This is a genomic window from Streptosporangium sp. NBC_01639 (genome assembly GCF_045209755.1).
Classification (GTDB): Bacteria; Actinomycetota; Actinomycetes; order Streptosporangiales; family Streptosporangiaceae; genus Streptosporangium.
Map to the genome: position 1 here is coordinate 6,315,857 of NZ_CP109272.1, position 21,096 is coordinate 6,336,952.

The 21,096-nt window shown below is 72.0% G+C and carries 1 protein-coding gene; it reads left to right on the top strand.

Going from position 1 to position 21,096, the window contains the following annotated elements; translation table 11 throughout:
* Positions 1-2: 2 nt before the first annotated feature.
* The gene (locus tag OHA77_RS28910) at positions 3-21,095 is read left to right on the top strand and encodes an SDR family NAD(P)-dependent oxidoreductase (protein WP_406312547.1); all 21,093 of its coding nucleotides are present in this window, start codon (positions 3-5) and stop codon (positions 21,093-21,095) included.
* Position 21,096: the final 1 nt, after the last annotated feature.

The window sequence follows — 21,096 nt, forward strand, 5'->3', positions numbered from 1 at the left end:
ACATGGCGAACGACGAGAAGCTCCTCGATTATTTGAAGAAGGTCACCGCGGACCTCCACCAGACTCGGCGGCGACTGCGTGAGGTGGAGAGCGAGGATCTGGAGCCGATCGCGATCGTCGCGATGAGCTGCCGCTATCCGGGCGGGGTCACGTCCCCGGAGGATCTGTGGCGGTTGGTGGCCGGCGGGGTGGACGCGATCTCCGAGTTCCCGGCCGACCGGGGCTGGGATCTCGAACGGCTGCACGCCGCCGACCCGGACCAGTCCGGTACGAGCTACGTGCGCGAGGGCGGGTTCGTGGAGGGTGTCGCGGACTTCGACCCCGGCTTCTTCGGGATGAGTCCGCGCGAGGCCCTCGCGACCGACCCGCAGCAGCGCCTCATGCTGGAGCTGTCCTGGGAGGCGTTCGAGCGGGCGGGCATCGACCCCGACTCCATGCGCGGCGGCCAGGTCGGGGTGTTCGCCGGTTCCGGCATCCAGGACTACGCCGACCTGATGGACGCCTCTCCCGCGGAGGCCGAGGCGTACATGAGCACGGGTAGCGCCGCCGCGGTGATCTCCGGCCGGGTGTCCTACACAATGGGCCTTCAGGGCCCGGCCGTGACGGTGGACACCGCCTGCTCCTCCTCCCTGGTGGCCCTCCACCTGGCCGCGCACGCGCTGCGGCAGCGGGAGTGCACGATGGCCCTGGCCGGTGGGGTGATGGTGATGTCCACCCCGGCGCCGTTCGTCGCGTTCAGCCGCCAGCGCGGACTGGCCCCCGACGGTCGCTGCAAGGCGTTCTCCGAGGACGCGGACGGCACGGGCTGGTCGGAGGGAGCCGGGGTGCTGCTGCTTGAGCGGCTCTCGGACGCGCGGCGCAACGGGCACCCGGTGCTCGCCGTGGTCCGCGGTTCGGCGATCAACCAGGACGGCGCGTCCAACGGGTTGACCGCGCCGAACGGTCCGTCGCAGCAGCGGGTGATCCGCCAGGCCCTCGCCAACGCGCGCGTGCCCGCCGGGCAGATCGACGCGGTCGAGGGGCACGGCACCGGAACGACGCTGGGCGACCCGATTGAGGCGCAGGCGCTGCTGGCCACCTACGGCCAGGACCGGCCGGCGGACCGGCCGCTCTGGCTGGGCTCCATCAAGTCGAACATCGGCCACGCCCAGGCCGCGGCGGGCGTCGGCGGGATCATCAAGATGGTCATGGCCATCCGCCACGGGGTGCTGCCGAAGACGCTCCATGCCGAGACACCCTCCTCGCACGTCGACTGGTCGGCGGGGAGCGTGAAGCTGCTGACCGAGGCGGTCCCGTGGCCGGAGAACGACCACCCGCGCCGCGCGGGTGTCTCGTCGTTCGGCGTCAGCGGCACCAACGCGCACGTGATCATCGAAGAGGTCGTCGAGGACGACGCTCCGACGGAGGAGACGGATGCACCCGTAGTCCCGGCGGGCCGATCGGCCGGTGCGCCGCTGCCCTGGCTCGTCTCCGGGCGGAGCGCCGCGGGCCTGCGCGCCCAGGCCGGACGGCTGCTGGCGCACCTGGAGCAGCGACCGGAGCTCCGCCCCCTCGACGTCGGGTTCTCGCTGGCGACGGGCCGGGCGGCGCTGGAGCACCGTGCGGTGGTGATGGGCGGTGATCGGCAGGAGCTGCTGGATGGTCTGGCGGCAGTGGCCGAGGATGGTCCGGGTGTGGTGCGTGGGGTGGCCACGACCGGTTCGACGGCGTTCCTGTTCACCGGTCAGGGTGCGCAGCGGTTGGGGATGGGCCGGGAGTTGTATGCGGCCTTCCCGGTGTTCGCCGACGCGTTGGATGCGGTGCTGGCCGAGCTTGATCCGCTGTTGGATGTTCCGCTGCGTGAGGTGATGTGGGGCGCCGACGCGGAGTTGCTGAATCAGACGGTGTTCACTCAGACGGCGACGTTCGCGGTCGAGGTGGCGCTGTTCCGGCTGTTCGAGTCGTGGGGGGTGCGGCCGGATTATCTGGCGGGGCATTCGATCGGGGAGTTGGCGGCGTCCCATGTGGCGGGGGTGCTGTCGCTGTCGGATGCGTGCGCGCTGGTGGCGGCGCGGGGCCGGTTGATGCAGGCGTTGCCGGCGGGTGGGGCGATGGTCGCGATTCAGGCGACCGAGGAGGAAGTGTTCGCGCTGATCGATGGCGGGGCGGGTCCGGGGGTGGAGGCTGCCGGGCGGGTGAGTGCCACGACTGCTAACGGTCCGCAACCGGTGGTCGTTTCGGGGGTTGAGTTTGCCGGGCGGGTGAGTGTCGCGGCGGTGAACGGTCCGCGGTCGGTGGTGGTGTCGGGGGTGGAGGACGCGGTGGTGGAGATCGCCGCCCGGTTCACCGCCGAAGGCCGTAAGACCACCCGGCTGAAGGTGTCCCATGCGTTCCACTCGGTTCTGATGGAGCCGATGCTGGCCGAGTTCCGGGCGGTGGCCGAAGGGTTGACCTACCACCCGCCGACGGTCCCGATCGCTCTGGCGGAGGTGCAGGATCCGGAGTACTGGGTGCGGCACGTCCGTGACGCGGTCCGGTTCACCGATCGGGTGGCGTGGCTGGAGTCCTCCGGTGTCACGACGTTCGTCGAGCTGGGTCCGGACGCGGTGCTCTCGGCGATGGCCGCCGGCTGTGTGACCGGCGAGGACGTGACCTCCGTGTCGGTGCTGCGCCGTAATCGCGACGAGGAGCCCGAACTGCTCACCGCGCTCGCCCGGCTGCACGCGGACGGCGTGGCCGTGAACTGGCAGACGATCTTCGCCGGGAGCGGGGCCGAGCAGGTCGAGCTGCCCACCTACGCCTTCCAGCGGCAGCGGTTCTGGCTGGACGCGCCGTCCAAGGCTGGAGATGTGACAGCGGCGGGCCTGACCTCGGCCGATCATCCGTTGCTCGGCGCCGCCGTGATGCTGGCCGATTCTGACGGGGTGGTGCTCACCGGCCGGTTGTCGCTGGCGACTCATCCGTGGCTGGCCGACCACGTGGTCGGCAACGCTGTCGTGTTCCCTGGCACCGGGTTCGTCGAGTTGGCGATTCGGGCGGGGGATCAGGTCGGTTGTGATGTGTTGGAGGAGTTGACGTTGCGGGCGCCGTTGGTGGTGCCGGTGCGTGGTGGGGTTCAGGTTCAGGTGTTGGTGGGGGGTGTTGAGGAGTCGGGTGCGCGGAGGTTGACGGTTCATTCGCGTGGTGGGGAGTCGGTTCCGTGGACGTTGCATGCTGAGGGTGTGCTGGCCTCGGGTGGTGCGGCGGTGCCGTTCGATCCGGTCCCGTGGCCGCCCGCCGGCGCGACCGCGATCGACCTCGACGGGCTCTACGCCGGCTTCGCCGAGGGCGGCCTCACCTACGGTCCGGTCTTCCAGGGGCTGAAGGCGGCCTGGAGGTCGGGCGACTCGGATGAGGTCTTCGCCGAGGTCGCCCTGCCCGAGCAGGCGGTCTCGCACGCCGAGCGGCTGGGGCTGCACCCCGCGCTGCTGGACGCCTGCATCCACGGCGCGACCTTCACCGGACTGCTCGGTGACCAGGCTGTCCTGCCCTTCGCCTGGTCGGGGGTGACCCTGCACGCCAGCGGTGCTTCCACCGCACGGGTACGGCTGTCGCCCTCGGAAGCCGGTGGCCTCGCGATGAGCGTGGCCGACGGCGACGGTAGGCCGGTGGCCACCGTGCGGTCCCTGGCCCTCCGGCCGGTCTCGGTGGAGCAACTGGCGGCGGTGGGGTCGTCGTCGGCCGAGTCGTTGTTCGAGGTGGCGTGGTCGCCGGTGCAGGCGCCGGTGCCATCCGTGCCGGTGTCGTGGGCCTCCTGGGAGGCGTCGGCCGAGGGTGGGCTGGTGCCGGAGGTGGTGGTGCTGGAGTGTGGACCGGCCGGGGATGTGGCCGGGGTGCATGCCGGGGTGGTCCGGGTGCTGGGTGTGGTTCAGGAGTGGTTGGCGGAGGAGCGGTTCGCCGCTTCGCGGTTGCTGGTGCTGACCCGGGGTGCGGTGGCGCTGCCGGGTGAGGATGTCGGTGATCTGGCCGGTGCGGCGGTGTGGGGTCTGGTGCGGGCCGCGCAACTGGAGAACCCGGGCCGGTTGCTGCTGGCCGATCTCGACGCCGATCTCGACGCCGAGCCGGACGTCGCCGCGATCGTGTCCTGTGGTGAGCCGCAGGTCGTGGTGCGTGGGGGCATCACGCATGGTGCGCGGTTGGTGCGGGCGGTGCCGGCGGGTGATGGGCCGGTGTCGCGGTTCGCGGGCCGGGTGCTGGTGACCGGCGGGACGGGTGGTCTGGGTGCTCTGGTGGCCCGGCATCTGGTGGTGGAGCACGGGGTGCGGGAGCTGCTGCTGGTCAGCCGGCGGGGTCTGGATGCGCCCGGGGCGTCGGGTCTGGTGCGGGAGCTGGCCGGGCTGGGTGCCGAGGTCACGGTCGCCGCGTGTGACGTGGCTGATCGGGAGGCGCTCGCGGGGTTGCTGGCGGGGGTGGAGTTGGGCGGGGTGGTGCACACCGCGGGCGTGCTGGATGACGGAGTGGTCGGGTCGCTGACGCCGGAGCGGGTGGCCGCGGTGTTGCGGCCGAAGGTGGACGCGGCGTGGAACCTGCACGAGCTGACCGCGGGAATGGATCTGTCAGCGTTCGTGGTGTTCTCCTCGCTGACAGGTGTGCTGGGCAACGCCGGCCAGGGTAACTACGCGGCGGCGAACGCCTACCTGGACGCGCTGGCCGTACACCGGCGGGCGCGGGGGTTGGCGGGTCAATCGCTGGCCTGGGGCCTGTGGGCACAGGCCGGTGGAGGAATGGCGCACACGCTGTCGGCCGGTGACCGGTCGAGGATCTCCCAGGGTGGCGTGATCCCCCTGCCCACCGATGAGGGCCTGGCGCTGTTCGACGCTGCCCCGGGCGTGGGCGCGTCCGTGGTGGTCCCCGCCAAACTCAACCTCGCCGCGCTGCGCGCGCAGGGCGAGCACCTGCCCAAGCTGTTCCACGCCCTGGTCCCCTCCGTACGGCGGCGCAGCGTGGCCGGCCAGCCGGGTCAGGCCGGGCCGAGCGCCCTGCGGCAGAAGCTCGCGGCCCTCCCCGAGGAGGAGTGGGAGGCGGCGCTGCTGGAGCTGGTGCTGATCCAGGTGGCCGCGGTCCTCGGGCACGCGGGGCCGGAGACGGTGGAGGCCGAGCGGGCCTTCAGCGAGCTGGGCTTCGACTCGCTCACCGCGGTGGAGTTCCGCAACCAGCTCAACGCGGCCACCGGGCTGCGCCTGCCGCCGACCCTGGTGTTCGACTACCCGGCGCCGGTGGTCCTGGCGAACTTCCTGCTCAGCCAGGTATCGGGTGCGGAGGTGCGGGCCGCGGTGGTCACCGCGACCACGACCGCGACCGACGAACCGATCGCGATCGTGGGCATGGCCTGCCGTTATCCGGGCGGGGTCACGTCCCCGGAGGACCTGTGGCGGCTGGTGGCCGGCGGGGTGGACGCGATCTCCGAGTTCCCGGTGAACCGCGGATGGGACGTCGAGCAGCTCTACGACCCGACCGCGGAACGTCCCAACACGAGCTACACGCGTGAGGGCGGCTTCCTGCACGACGCGGACGAGTTCGACCCCGCCTTCTTCGGGATCAGCCCGAACGAGGCCCTGGTCATGGACCCGCAGCAGCGGTTGCTGCTGGAGACCTCCTGGGAGGCGTTCGAGCGGGCGGGCATCGACCCGGCGACCCTGAAGGGCAGTACCACCGGCGTGTTCGCCGGGATGATGTACCACGACTACGCGGCCAACAGCAGCACGGGCGCGATCGCGTCCGGCCGGGTGTCGTACGTGTTCGGGCTCGAAGGGCCTTCCGTCTCGGTGGACACGGCCTGCTCGTCCTCATTGGTGGCACTGCACCTGGCCATCCAGGCGCTGCGCTCGGGCGAGTGCTCGCTGGCGCTGGCCGGTGGCGTGGCCGTCATGGCGAGCCCCGAGGTGTTCGTCGAGTTCAGCCGGCAGCGCGGACTCTCGCCCGACGGCCGCGCGAAGTCGTTCGCCGCCTCGACCGACGGCACGAGCTGGGGCGAGGGCGTCGGCATGCTGCTGGTGGAGCGGCTGTCGGACGCCCGCCGCAACGGGCACCCGGTGTTCGCGATCGTCAAGGGCAGCGCGGTGAACCAGGACGGCGCGTCCAACGGGCTGACCGCCCCGAACGGCCCGTCACAGCAGCGGGTGATCCGTCAGGCCCTCGCCAACGCCGGACTCACGTCGGCGGGTGTGGACGCGGTGGAGGCGCACGGTACGGGCACCACGCTGGGCGATCCGATCGAGGCGCAGGCGCTGCTGGCGACCTACGGTCAGGACCGGCCCGAAGACCGGCCGCTCTGGCTGGGGTCGATCAAGTCGAACATGGGTCACACCCAGGCGGCGGCGGGTGTGGCCGGGATCATCAAGATGGTCATGGCCATGCGTCATGGGGTGCTGCCCAGGACGTTGCACGTGGACGAGCCGACGCCGCAGGTGGACTGGTCGGCGGGGAACGTGAAGCTGCTGACCGAGGCGGTCGAGTGGTCGCGGAACGGTCACCCCCGGCGGGCGGGCATCTCGTCGTTCGGGCTGAGCGGCACCAACGCCCACGTGATCCTGGAGCAGCCTCCGGCCGAGGACGAGCCTGAGCCTCCTCAGTCCGCCGACGGTGCGCCTCTGCCGTGGGTGCTGTCCGGCAAGACCCCCGAGGCGCTGCGGGAGCAGGCCGTACGGCTGCTGGAGCACATCGGCCAGAGCTCTGAGCTGAGCCTGACGGACGTCGCCTTCTCGCTGGCCACGACCCGTGTTGCGTTGGAGCAGCGGGCGGTGGTGGTGGCCGGTGATCGGCAGGAGTTGCTGGATGGTCTGGCGGCGGTGGCCGGTGATGGTCCGGGTGTGGTGCGGGGGTTGGCGCGGGCCAAGGGTTCTACGGCGTTCCTGTTCACCGGTCAGGGTGCGCAGCGGTTGGGGATGGGCCGGGAGTTGTACGCGGCCTTCCCAGTGTTCGCGCAGGCGTTGGACGCGGTGCTGGCCGAGCTTGATCCGCTGTTGGATGTTCCGCTGCGTGAGGTGATGTGGGGCGCCGACGTCGAGTTGCTGAATCAGACGGTGTTCACTCAGACGGCGACGTTCGCGGTCGAGGTGGCGCTGTTCCGGCTCGTCGAATCGTGGGGGGTGCGGCCGGACTACCTGGCCGGGCATTCGATCGGGGAGTTGGCCGCGGCGCATGTCGCGGGGGTGTTGTCTCTGTCGGATGCGTGCGCGCTGGTGGCGGCGCGGGGCCGGTTGATGCAGGCGCTCCCGGCGGGTGGGGCGATGGTCGCGATTCAGGCGACCGAGGAGGAAGTGTTCGCCCTGATCGATGGCGGGGCGGGTCCGGGGGTGGAGGCTGCCGGGCGGGTGAGTGCCACGACTGCTAACGGTCCGCAACCGGTGGTCGTTTCGGGGGTTGAGTTTGCCGGGCGGGTGAGTGTCGCGGCGGTGAACGGTCCGCGGTCGGTGGTGGTGTCGGGGGTGGAGGACGCGGTGGTGGAGATCGCCGCCCGGTTCACCGCCGAAGGCCGTAAGACGACCCGGTTGAAGGTGTCCCACGCGTTCCATTCGGTGTTGATGGAGCCGATGCTGGCGGAGTTCCGGGCGGTGGCCGAAGGGTTGACCTATCACCCGCCGACGGTCCCGATCGCGTTGGCGGAGGTGCGGGACTCGGAGTACTGGGTGCGGCACGTCCGGGATGCGGTCCGGTTCACCGATCGGGTGGCGTGGCTGGAGTCCTCCGGTGTCACGACGTTCGTCGAGCTGGGTCCGGACGCGGTGCTGTCGGCGATGGCCGCCGACTGCGTCACCGACGACGAGGGCGTGACCTTCGTCCCCGCCCTGCGCCGTGACCGTGATGAGGCCCGGATGCTCGTCGGCGGACTCGCCCGGCTGCACGTCCACGGCACGCGGGTGGACTGGCGGGCGTTCTTCGCCGGGAGTGGGGCACGCCGGATCGACCTGCCCACTTACGCCTTCCAGCGCCAGCCGTACTGGCTGGACGCCCGGGATTACCTGATCAGCTCGTGGTTCGGTGAGGACGCCGGCAACGTGGCTTCGGCCGGGCTCGAAGCGGTCGCCCACCCGCTTCTCGGTGCCGTGGTGACCTCGCCGGACTCGGACAAGGTGGTGTTCACCGGCAGGCTGTCGCTCGACGTCCAGTCGTGGATCGCCGACCACGACGTGCTCGGCAGCGTGCTCCTGCCGGGTACCGGCTTCGTGGAGCTGGCGATCCGTGCGGGCGACCACGTCGGCTGCGACGTCCTCGAGGAGCTGGCGCTGCGTGCGCCGCTGGTGTTGACGGCGCCGGTCGGCAGGCAGGTGCAGGTGATCGTGGACGCGCCGGACACCTCCGGCAGGCGTTCGGTCAGCGTCTACTCCCGGGGCGACGACGAGTCGGACCTGCCGTGGACGTTGCACGCCGAGGGTGTGCTCGCGACCGGTGCCACGGAGCCGCAGGCCGATCTGGCCGTCTGGCCTCCGGAGGGCTCGACCCCGCTGAATGTGACGGACGCCTACGACTTCCTGCACGGCCAGGGCTACGGCTACGGCCCGGCCTTCCAGGGGCTCAAGGCCGCCTGGCGGCGCGGTGAAGAGGTGTTCGCCGAGGTGGCGCTGCCCGAGCAGGCGCACGAGGACGCCGCCCGGTTCGGGCTGCACCCCGCCCTGCTCGACGCGGCCATGCACGCCGCCCTCTTCGACGACGATGGCCGCCGGGGCGGTGAGACCGTCCTGCCCTTCGTGTGGAACGGGGTGTCGTTGTACGCGGCCGGCGCCTCGGAGCTGCGGGTCCGCATCGCGTCCGTGGGAGAGGGCGACATCGCGCTGACCGTCGCGGACGCGACCGGCTGGCCGGTGCTGTCGGTCGACCGCCTGGTGGGCCGCCCCGTGTCAGTCGAGCAACTCGACTCCGCACGGCGCCACGAGTCCCTGTTCAGGATCGAGTGGTCCGCACCGACCGGTCTGCCCGCACCCACGGCTCAGGTGGATGGCTGGGTCGTGGTCGGGGCGGGTGAGGAGCTGTCCTCGCTGGGTGGTGTGGTGCCCGGGGTGGTGGTTGTGGAGTGTGCTGCGCCGTCGGGTGAGGTTCTGTCCGATGTGCGCACGGTGGGTGGTCACGCGCTGGCGGCGATCCAGGGCTGGCTGGCTGAGGAGCGGTTTGCTGCTTCGCGGTTGGTGGTGGTGACCCGGGGTGCGGTCGCGGTGGATGACGGGGATGACGTCGATGTGCGGCAGGCGCCGGTGTGGGGTCTGGTGCGTGCGGCTCAGGCGGAGAATCCGGGCCGGTTCGTGCTGGTGGACGTCGACGGGACGGAGGAGTCCGCGCGGGCGCTGCCCGGGGTGATCGCTCTGGGCGAGTCCGAGGCGGCGGTGCGCCGGGGTGAGGTGCGGGTGCCGCGTCTGACCAGGGTGGCGGTGACGGAGGCGGTCCCGGTGTGGGATCCCTCGGGTGCGGTGCTGGTCACGGGTGGTACGGGTGGTCTGGGTGCTTTGGTGGCTCGTCATCTGGTGGTGGAGCACGGGGTGCGGGAGTTGGTGCTGACCAGTCGTCGGGGGCTGGGTGCTCCGGGTGCGGTGGAGTTGCAGCGGGAGCTGTCCGGGTTGGGTGCCGAGGTCACGGTGGTGGCGTGTGATGTGGCGGACCGGGATGCGGTGGCCGCGCTGGTGGCGGGGATTGGTTCTTTGACCGGTGTGGTGCATGCGGCGGGGGTGGCTGACAACGGGTTGGTCGGTGCGTTGACGGCGGAGCGGTTGGATGCGGTGCTGGCGCCGAAGGCGGACGCGGCGTGGCATTTGCATGAGTTGACGGCGGATCTGGGGTTGTCGGCGTTCGTGTTGTTCTCTTCGGCGGGTGGTCTGGTGCTGGCCGCGGGGCAGGGTAATTACGCGGCGGCGAATGTGTTCCTGGATGGGTTGGCGGCGCATCGCAGGGCGTCGGGGTTGCCCGCGACCGCGATGGCCTTCGGCCTCTGGGGCGTCGAGACCGGGCTGACCCAGCTTCTCACCGAGGCGGAGGAGCGGATGCGGCGCCTGGGCCTGCCCGCGCTCCCCGCGGAAGAGGGCCTGGCCATGTTCGACGCCGCAGTGGGGGCGGAGCATGCGGCCCTGGTGCCCCTACGGGTGGACACCTCGCTCCTGCGCAACCGGGGCGACGAGCTCCCCGCCCTGCTGCGCGGCCTGGTACGGCTGCCCGCACGGCAGGTGGCGCGGGCGAGCGCCGCAGCCAGTGGCAGTGGCGGCGGCGAGCTGGAACGCCGGCTTGCGGGGCTGGATGAGGACGAGCGTGCCCGGGTGCTGCTGGACCTGGTGCGCGGCCAGGTGGCGGCGGTGCTCGGGCACGCTTCCACGGATGCGGTCGAGTCAGATCGCGCCTTCAAGGAGCTCGGGTTCGACTCGCTGACCGCCGTGGAACTGCGCAACGGGCTCAACACGGCGACCGGCCTGCGGCTGCCGGCGACGCTGATCTTCGACTACCCGAGCTCCCAGGCGGTGGCCGACCACATCGGCGCCACCCTGTCCGGGACGGCGAGCGGCGTCTCGGCCGCCGTCGCCGTACGGACCCCGGTGGACGACGACCCGATCGCCATCGTCGGCATGGCCTGCCGTTACCCGGGCGGGGTCACCACCCCCGAGGAGCTGTGGCGGCTGGTGGCCGACGGGGTGGACGCCGTCTCCGGCTTCCCCACCGACCGGGACTGGGACGTCGACGGCGTCTACGACCCCGAACCCGGCATCGAGGGCAAGTCCTACGCCTGCGAGGGCGGGTTCCTCTACGACGCGGCGTACTTCGACCCGGGCTTCTTCGGGATCAGCCCCAACGATGCGCTGTACATGGACCCGCAGCAGCGGTTGCTGCTGGAGACGTCCTGGGAGGCGATCGAGCGGGCCGGCATCGACCCGGCCGCGCTGAAGGGCAGCAGGACCGGCGTGTTCGCCGGGGTGATGTACCACGACTACGGCCTGGGCAAGGAGGCCGGCACCACCAGCGGCGGCAGTCTGGTGTCCGGCCGGGTCTCCTACACGCTCGGGCTGGAGGGCCCGTCCGTCTCGGTGGACACGGCCTGCTCGTCCTCGCTGGTGGCACTGCACCTGGCCATCCAGGCGCTGCGCACGGGTGAGTGTGAGCTGGCCCTCGCGGGCGGCGTGGCCGTGATGGGCACGCCGGACATGTTCGTCGAGTTCAGCCGCCAGCGCGGCCTCGCCGCCGACGGCCGGTGCAAGTCGTTCGCCGCCTCCGCCGACGGCACGGGCTGGGCGGAGGGCGCGGGCCTGCTGCTGGTGGAGCGCCTGTCGGACGCGCGGCGCAACGGCCACCCGGTCCTGGCGATCGTCCGGAGCACGGCGGTCAACCAGGACGGCGCGAGCAACGGCATGTCCGCGCCGAACGGCCCCTCCCAGCAGCGGGTGATCCGCCAGGCCCTCGCCAACGCGGGGCTCACCACGGCGGACGTGGACGCGGTGGAGGCGCACGGCACCGGGACGACGCTCGGCGACCCGATCGAGGCGCAGGCCGTCATCGCCACCTACGGGCAGGACCGCCCGGAGGACCGGCCGCTCTGGCTGGGGTCGATCAAGTCGAACATGGGACACGCGCAGGCGGCGGCGGGCGTGGCCGGTGTGATCAAGATGGTCCAGGCCATCCGGAACGGCCTGCTCCCCAAGACCCTGCACCTGGACGAGCCGACGCCGCAGGTGGACTGGTCGGCGGGCAACGTGCGGCTGCTGGCCGAGCCGGTCTCCTGGCCGGAGACCGGCCGTCCTCGGCGGGCGGCAGTCTCCTCGTTCGGTATCAGTGGCACCAATGCGCATGTGATCGTGGAGGAGGCGCCGGCGGTCGAGGCTCCCGAGTTGCCTGTCACGGACGGGTCGTTCGGGCCGTGGGTGGTGTCGGGTAAGTCGCCGCAGGCGTTGCGGGCACAGGCGGGGAAGCTCCGTTCCCATGTGGAGTCGTTGCCGGAGGACCGGCTGGCGGCGGTGGGTTCTGCGCTCGTCACGACCCGTGCGGCGTTGGAGTATCGGGCGGTGCTGCTGGGCGAGGATCGTACGGCGATGCTGGATGCTCTGGCGGTGTTGGCCGAGGGGTCCACCGGGGTGTCGGCGGGTGAGGGTGTGGTCCAGGACTCGGTCCGGTCGGGTCGGCTCGCGTTCCTGTTCACCGGTCAGGGTGCCCAACGGCTCGGTATGGGCCGGGAGTTGTATGCGGCCTTCCCGGTGTTCGCCGACGCGTTGGACGCGGTGCTGGCCGAGCTTGATCCGCTGTTGGATGTCCCGCTGCGTACGGTGATGTGGGGCGCCGACGCTGAGCTGCTGAACCAGACCGTCTATACCCAGACGGCGACGTTCGCGGTTGAGGTGGCGCTGTTCCGGCTCGTCGAATCGCTGGGCGTGCGGCCGGACTACCTGGCGGGGCATTCGATCGGGGAGTTGGCGGCGGCGCATGTGGCCGGGGTGTTGTCTCTGCCGGATGCGGCTCGGTTGGTGGCGGCTCGGGGCCGGTTGATGCAGGCGCTCCCGGCGGGTGGGGCGATGGTCGCGATTCAGGCGACCGAGGAGGAAGTGCTCGCGCTGATCGATGGCGAGGCGGGTCCGGTGGCGGAGGCTGCCGGGCGGGTGAGCACCGTGGCGGCCAACGGTCCGCAGTCGGCGGTCGTCTCGGGGGTTGGGTTCGCCGGGCGGGTGAGTGTCGCGGCGGTGAACGGTCCGCGGTCGGTGGTGGTGTCGGGGGTGGAGGACGCGGTGGTGGAGATCGCCGCCCGGTTCACCGCCGAGGGCCGTAAGACGACCCGGCTGAAGGTCTCCCACGCGTTCCATTCGGTTCTGATGGAGCCGATGCTGGCCGAGTTCCGGGCGGTGGCCGAAGGGTTGACCTACCACCCGCCCGCGATCCCGGTGGCGTTGGCCGAGGTGCGGGACCCGGAGTACTGGGTGCGGCATGTCCGTGACGCGGTCCGGTTCACCGATCGGGTGGCGTGGCTGGCGGAGCGCGGGGCTGTGACGTTCGTCGAGCTGGGTCCGGATGCGGTGCTGTCGGCGATGGCCGCCGGTGGCGTCGCCGATGAGGACGGTATGGCGTTCGTCTCCGTGCTGCGTCGGGGCCGTGACGAGCGGCGTGAGCTGCTTTCGGCGCTGGGCCGGGCCTATGCCCGTGGCATCGCGCTCGACTGGAAGGCCTTCTTCTCCGGAGCCGCCGTCACTGGGATCGACCTGCCCACCTACGCCTTCCAGCGCGAGCACTTCTGGCTGCCGGAGGCCACGGGCGGCGGGGATCCGGCGTCCATCGGGCTCGGCTCGGTGGAGCACCCGCTGCTGGCCGCGGTGCTGGCCTCGCCGGAGTCCGACGGAGTGGCCTTCACCGGCCGGCTGTCGCTCGCGACGCATCCCTGGCTGGCCGACCACAAGGTGGGCGAGACCGTCGTCTTCCCCGGCACCGGCCACGTGGAGCTGGCCATCCACGCGGGTGACCACGTCGGCTGCGAGGTGCTGGAGGAGCTCACCCTCCAGGCGCCACTGGTGCTGCCCGAGCGCGGCGGCGTGCAGGTGCGGGTGGCCGTCGGCTCCGACGACGGCTCGGGTGCGCGAACCGTGACCATCCACTCCCGCAGGGACGACGAGGCGGATCTGCCGTGGACGTTGCACGCCGAGGGCCTGCTCGCCACCGGCGCTCTGACTCCGGGGTTCGACCTGACCGCCTGGCCGCCGGAGGGTGCCACCGCGATCGACCTGGAGGGCGCCTACGACGTCCTGCTCGCCCAGGACTACGGCTACGGTCCGACGTTCCAGGGACTGAAGGCGGCCTGGCGGCGCGGCGACGAACTGTACGCCGAGGTGGCCCTGCCCGAGAACGCACGGGCGGACGCCGGGCGGTTCGGGCTGCATCCCGCCCTGCTCGACGCGGCCATGCACGTGGGCCTGTTCGACGACGACGGCCGCCGCGACGGCGAGACCGTGCTCCCCTTCGTGTGGAACGCGGTCGCCCTGCACGCCGTCGGCGCCACCGAACTGCGTGTGCGCAACATCCCCGCCGGACCGGACAGCCTCTCGATGGAGGTGGCCGACGGCACCGGCCGGCCGGTCCTGTCGATCGGCTCGCTGGTGTCCAGGCAGGTCTCGGCCGAGCAACTCACCGCCACGCGGGACGGCCGGAGCCAGTCGCTGTTCAAGGTGGACTGGATCGAGGTCCCCGCGCTGTCCCCGCAGGAGGCCGTGGAAGACGTCTGGGTCGCGGTGGGGCCCGGCGGGCTCGGCCTCGGTGACGAGATCACGGTGCTCGCCGACATGGCGGCACTGGGCGAGGCGGTCGGCGCGGGACATCCGGTGCCGGACGTGGTGGTCGCCGAGTGCGTCGCCCCGTCAGGTGAGGTCCTGTCCGATGTGCGCACGGTGGGCGGTCACGCGCTGGCGGCGATCCAGGGCTGGCTGGCCGAGGAGCGGTTTGCTGCTTCGCGGTTGGTGGTGGTGACCCGGGGTGCGGTCGCGGTGGAGCCGGACGAGGACGTCGATGTGCGGCAGGCGCCGGTGTGGGGTCTGGTCCGTGCGGCTCAGGCGGAGAACCCCGGCCGGATCGTGCTCGTCGACGTCGACGGGACGGAGGACTCCGCCCGGGTCCTGCCCCGGATCGCCGGCTCGGGGGAGCCCGAGCTGGCGGTGCGCCGGGGTGAGGTGCGGGTGCCGCGTCTGAGCAGGGTGGCGGTGACGGCGGCGGTCCCGGACTGGGGGACGGGTGCGGTGCTGGTCACGGGTGGTACGGGTGGTCTGGGTGCTTTGGTGGCTCGTCATCTGGTGGTGGAGCACGGGGTGCGGGAGTTGGTGCTGACCAGTCGTCGGGGGCTGGGTGCTCCGGGTGCGGTGGAGTTGCAGCGGGAGCTGTCCGGGTTGGGTGCCGAGGTCACGGTCGCGGCGTGTGATGTGGCGGACCGGGAGGCGCTTGCGGAGTTGCTGGCGGGGATTGGTTCGTTGACCGGTGTGGTGCATGCGGCGGGGGTGGCTGACAACGGGTTGGTCGGTGCGTTGACGGTGGAGCGGTTGGATGCGGTGCTGGCGCCGAAGGCGGACGCGGCGTGGCATCTGCATGAGTTGACGGCGGATCTGGGGTTGTCGGCGTTCGTGTTGTTCTCTTCGGCGGGTGGTCTGGTGCTGGCCGCGGGGCAGGGTAATTACGCGGCGGCGAATGTGTTCCTGGATGGGTTGGCGGCGCATCGCAGGGCGTCGGGGTTGCCCGCGACCGCGATGGCCTTCGGCCTCTGGGGCGTCGGCACCGGCCTGAGCCGCTGGCTGAGCGAGGCCGACCTCGCGCGGATGAAGCGTCAGGGGCTCCCCGCGTTCACCGGAGAGGAAGGTCTTGCCCTGTTCGACGCGGCACTGGCCTCAGGAGAGGCCGCGCTCGCGCCGATCCGCATCGACCCGGCGGCGCTGCGTACGAGAACCGACGCGATACCGGCGCTGCTGCGCGGCCTGGTGCGGCTGCCGTCCCGCCAGGTGGCGCGGGCGGGTGCCGCGGCCGGCGGCGGCGAGTTGGAGCGACGGCTCGCGGGACTGGGTGAGGACGAGCGCGCCCGTGTGCTGCTGGACCTGGTCCGCAGGCAGGTGGCGGCGGTGCTCGGGCACGCCTCGATAGAGGCGGTCGAGTCGGACCGCGCGTTCCAGGAGCTCGGGTTCGACTCGCTGACCGCCGTGGAGCTGCGCAACCGGCTCAACGAGGCGACCGGTCTGCGGCTGCCCGCGACGCTGGTCTTCGACTACCCGAGCTCCGAGGCGGTGGCCGATCACCTCGGCGCCGCCTTCACCGGCACGGTGCGGACGGTGGAGACCGTGGCCACCGTACGGACCCCGGTGGACGACGACGCGATCGCGATCGTGGGGATGGCCTGCCGTTACCCGGGCGGGATCGCGACGCCCGAGGACCTGTGGCGGCTGGTGGACGGCGGTGTGGACGCTATCTCGGAGTTTCCCGCCGACCGCGGCTGGGACGAGGCGGTCTACGACCCCGAGCCCGGGGCGGCGGGCAGGACCTACGCGCGTGAGGGCGGGTTCCTCTACGACGCGGCGGAGTTCGATCCGGGCTTCTTCGGGATCAGCCCGGGTGAGGCGCTGTACATGGACCCGCAGCAGCGGTTGCTGCTGGAGACGTCCTGGGAGGCGATCGAGCGGGCCGGCATCGACCCGGCCGCGCTGAAGGGCAGCAGGACCGGCGTGTTCGCCGGGGTGATGTACCACGACTACGGCCTGGGCAGGGAAGCCGGCAGTACCAGTGCGGGCAGCCTGGTCACCGGCCGGGTCTCCTACACGCTCGGGCTGGAGGGCCCGTCCGTCTCGGTGGACACGGCCTGCTCCTCCTCCCTGGTGGCGCTGCACATGGCGTCGCAGGCGCTGCGGTTGGGCGAGTGCTCGCTGGCGCTGGCCGGCGGCGTGACCGTCATGTCCACGCCGGACATGTTCGTCTACTTCAGCACCCAGCGCGGTCTCGCCGCAGACGGCCGGTGCAAGTCGTTCGCCGCCGCGGCCGACGGCACCGGCTGCTCCGAGGGCGTCGGCATGCTGGTCCTGGAACGGCTGTCGGACGCGGAGCGCAACGGCCACACCGTACTCGCCGTGGTCCGCGGTTCGGCCGTCAACCAGGACGGCGCGAGCAACGGCATGACCGCGCCCAGCGGTCCGTCGCAGCAGCGGGTGATCCGCCAGGCCCTCGCCAACGCCGGACTCACTTCCGCCGACGTGGACGCGGTGGAGGCGCACGGCACCGGGACGAAGCTGGGTGACCCGATCGAGGCGCAGGCGCTGCTGGCGACCTACGGGCAGGACCGGCCCGAAGACCGGCCGCTCCGGCTGGGCTCGATCAAGTCGAACATGGGTCACACCCAGGCGGCGGCCGGGGTGGCGGGCATCATCAAGATGGTCCAGGCCATCCGGTACGGCACGCTGCCCCGCACCCTGCACGTGGACGAGCCGTCCACCCAGGTGGACTGGGCCTCCGGCGCGGTCGAGCTGCTCAGGGAGCCGGTCGGGTGGCCCAGGAACGGCCACCCCCGGCGGGCGGGCATCTCCTCCTTCGGGCTGAGCGGCACCAACGCCCACGTGATCGTGGAGGAGGCCCCCGCCGGGCCGGAGGCCACCGAGCCGGTGCCGCAGCCGTCCGCGGACGGGGCACTCGTGCCGTGGGCGCTGTCGGGCAAGACCCCGGAGGCCCTGCGTGAGCAGGCGGAGCGGCTGCTCGACCACGTCGGGCAGCGACCGGAGTTGGGCCTGGCCGATGTGGCCCTCTCGCTGGCCACGTCGCGCTCGGTGCTGGAGCATCGCGCGGTGGTGGTGGCCGGTGACCGGCAGGGACTGCTGGACGGCCTGGCCGAGGTGGCCGAGGGCGGGCCCGGCACGGTGCGGGGACTCGCCCGCGGCAAGGGATCGGTGGCGTTCCTGTTCACCGGTCAGGGCGCGCAGCGGCTGGGCATGGGCCGGGAGCTGTACGAGACCTTCCCAGTGTTCGCCGACGCGCTGGACGAGGTGCTCGCCGAGCTGGACGGGCACCTGGATCTCCCGCTGCGCGAGGTGATGTGGGGGCACGACGCCGACCTGCTGAACCAGACGGCGTACACCCAGACCGCGCTGTTCGCGGTCGAGGTCGCGCTGTTCCGGCTCGTCGAATCGCTGGGTGTACGGCCGGACTACCTGGCCGGCCACTCGATCGGGGAGTTGGCGGCGTCCCATGTGGCGGGGGTGCTGTCCCTGCCGGACGCCTGCACCCTGGTGGCGGCCCGCGGCCGGTTGATGCAGGCGCTTCCGCAGGGGGGCGCGATGATCGCGGTGCAGGCGACCGAGGAGGAGGTCCTGCCGCTGGTGACCGAGCGGGTGAGTATCGCGGCGGTGAACGGGCCGCGCTCGGTGGTCGTGTCCGGGGTGGCGGACGTGGTCGAGGAGATCGCGGCACGGCTGACCGCCGAGGGCCGCAAGACCACCCGGCTGCGGGTCTCGCACGCGTTCCACTCGGTGCTGATGGAGCCGATGCTGGCCGAGTTCCGGCAGGTCGCCGAAGGGCTCTCGTACGGCGTGCCCCGGATCCCGGTGGTCTCGAACCTGACCGGCGGCCTGGCCGAGACGCAGGACGCGGACTACTGGGTGCGGCACGTGCGTGAGGCGGTCCGCTTCGCCGACGGTGTGCGGTGGCTGACCGACCGGGGCGTGACCCGCTTCCTGGAGCTGGGCCCCGACGGCGTGCTGAGCGCGATGGGCCACGGCTGCGTCGGTGACGACGTCGGCGCGCTGTTCGTCCCCGCCACGCGGCGCGACCGCTCCGAGGAGCACGAGCTGGTCGTGGCGATCTCCCGGCTGTACGCGAACGGCGTGCCGGTGAACTGGGAGGCGTTCTTCACCGGGAGCGGCGCACGCCGGGTGGAACTGCCCACCTACGCCTTCCAGCGGCAGAGGTTCTGGCTGGACGCGCAGCGCGCGGTGGGCGACGTCACGTCCGCCGGGCTGAGCGCGGCCGACCACCCGCTGCTCGGTGCGGCGGTGACGCTGGCAGACAGCGGCGGGACGGTGTTCACCGGCCGGCTGTCGGTGGCGACGCATCCCTGGCTGGCCGACCACAAGGTGGGCGAGACGATCGTCTTCCCCGGCACCGGCTTCGTGGACCTGGCGATCCGGGCCGGTGACCAGGTCGGCTGCGAGGTGATCGAGGAGCTGACGCTCCAGGCACCGCTGGTGGTGCCCGCCCGCGGCGCGGTCCAGCTCCAGGTGGCGGTCGGTGCCGCCGACGACTCCGGCACACGACGGCTGACGGTCCACTCCCGCGGCGAGGAGTCGGCGCCGTGGACCCTGCACGCCGAGGGTGTGCTCGCGCCCGGCGCCCCCGAGCCCCGGGCCGACCTGACCGCGTGGCCCCCGGCGGGTGCGACCCCGGTGGACGTGACGGACGCCTACGAGGTCCTGCGGGGACGGGGGTACGGCTACGGCCCGATCTTCCAGGGGCTGAAGGCGGCCTGGACCTCGGCCGACGACGTGTTCGCCGAGGTGGTCCTGCCCGAGGAGGCACATGAGGACGCGGCCCGCTTCGGGCTGCACCCCGCTCTGCTGGACGCCGCGATGCACGCGGTGCTCGTCGAGGGCGCGGGTGACGGCCCCGCGGTACTCCCGTTCGCCTGGACCGGGGTGACCCTGCACGCGGCGGGCGCGTCGGCGGTCCGGGTGCGGATCTCCCGTTCCGGACCGGAGTCCATCGGGCTGGCGGTGGCCGACACGGCGGGCCGTCCGGTGCTGTCGGTCGGCTCGCTGGTCTCCCGGCCGGTGTCCGTCGAACAACTGGCGGCGGCTGGAACCGCGGCCCACGACTGGCTGTTCGAGGTGACCTGGGCGCCGACCCGGGGACCGGTGTCATCGGTGCCGGTGTCGTGGGCCTTCTGGGAGGCGCCGGGTACGGAGGTGCCGGAGGTGCTGGTGCTGGAGTGCGGGCCGGCCGGGGATGGGGCCAGGGATGCGGCCGGGGTGCATGCCGAGGCGCATCGGGTGCTGGGTGTGCTTCAGGAGTGGCTGGCGGAGGAGCGGTTCGCTGCTTCGCGGTTGCTGGTGCTGACCCGGGGTGCGGTGGCGCTGCCGGGTGAGGATGTGAGTGATCTGGCCGGTGCGGCGGTGTGGGGTCTGGTGCGGGCCGCGCAACTGGAGAACCCGGGCCGGCTGCTGCTGGCCGACCTCGACGCCGAGCCGGACGTCGCCGCGATCATGGCCTCCGGTGAGCCGCAGGTCGCGATCCGCGGGGGCGTGGTGCATGCCGTACGGCTCGCCCGGGCGTCGGCGCGGGCGGAAGAGGGCACACCCGCCACCGCCTTCGGCCCCGAGGGCACCGTCCTGGTCACCGGCGGCACCGGCGCGCTCGGTGCGGTCGTGGCCCGGCATCTGGTGGTGGAGCACGGGGTGCGGGAGCTGCTGCTGGTGAGCCGGCGGGGGTTGGATGCGCCCGGGGCATCGGGTCTGGTGCGGGAGCTGGCCGGGCTGGGTGCCGAGGTCACGGTCGCCGCGTGTGACGTGGCTGATCGGGAGGCGCTCGCGGGGTTGCTGGCGGGCCGGGAGTTGGGCGGGGTGGTGCACACCGCGGGCGTGCTGGATGACGGGATGGTCGGGTCGTTGACGCCGGAGCGGATGGATGTGGTGTTGCGGCCGAAGGTGGATGCGGCGTGGAACCTGCACGAGTTGACGGCGGGGATGGATCTGTCGGCGTTCGTGGTGTTCTCCTCGGTGGCGGGGGTGCTGGGTAACGCGGGTCAGGGTAATTACGCGGCGGCGAATGCTTATCTGGATGCGTTGGCGGTGCATCGGCGGGCGCGGGGGTTGGCGGGTCAGTCGCTGGCTTGGGGGTTGTGGGCGCAGGGTGGTGGTATGGCGGGTTCGCTGGGTGAGGTGGAGTTGCAGCGGATGGGTCGTATCGGGGTCGGTGCGCTGTCGGTTGAGCAGGGTTTGTCGTTGTTCGATGCCGCGGTCGGGTTGGATGCGGCGGCGGTGGTGCCGGTGCGGTTGGATCTGAAGGTTCTGGGTCAGGCGGGGGAGGAGTTGCCGCCGATCTATCGGAGTCTGGTGCCTGTGGTGCGCCGCCGTAGTTCTGCTGGTGAGGTCGATGCCGACACCCTGCTCCGGCGACTCACCGGACTCGACGCGGACGAGCGCGGAGCGGTACTGCTGGACCTGGTGGTCACTCACGTGGCCGCGATCCTCGGCCACAGCGGATCCGACGCGATCGAGCCCGAGCGGGCCTTCAGCGAGCTGGGCTTCGACTCGCTCACCGCGGTGGAGTTCCGCAACCGGCTCAACGCGGCCACCGGGCTGCGCCTGCCGCCGACCCTGGTGTTCGACTACCCGAACGCCGTGGCCCTGGCGGAGCACCTCGGAACGGAGCTGTCCCCCGAACCGGGCACCGGCGGTGAGCACGAGACCGGAGAGGAGCAGATCAGGCGGATCCTGCAGGCCATCCCGCTCAGCCGGCTGCGTGAGGCGGGGTTGATGGACGTGATCCTCGAACTCGGCGGCGCCGGCGCACCACCGTCGGAAGACGCGGACGAAGAGCAGGAATCGATCGACACGATGGACACCGAGAGCCTGATCAGCATGGCGCTCAACGGCTTCGACTCCGACGACGCGACACAGGAAGCGTGAA

What these genes read in the sequence shown, in the direction of transcription:
- OHA77_RS28910 (WP_406312547.1), top strand. Translation starts at nt 3, where the DNA reads ATGGCGAACGACGAGAAGCTCCTCGATTATTTGAAGAAGGTCACCGCG.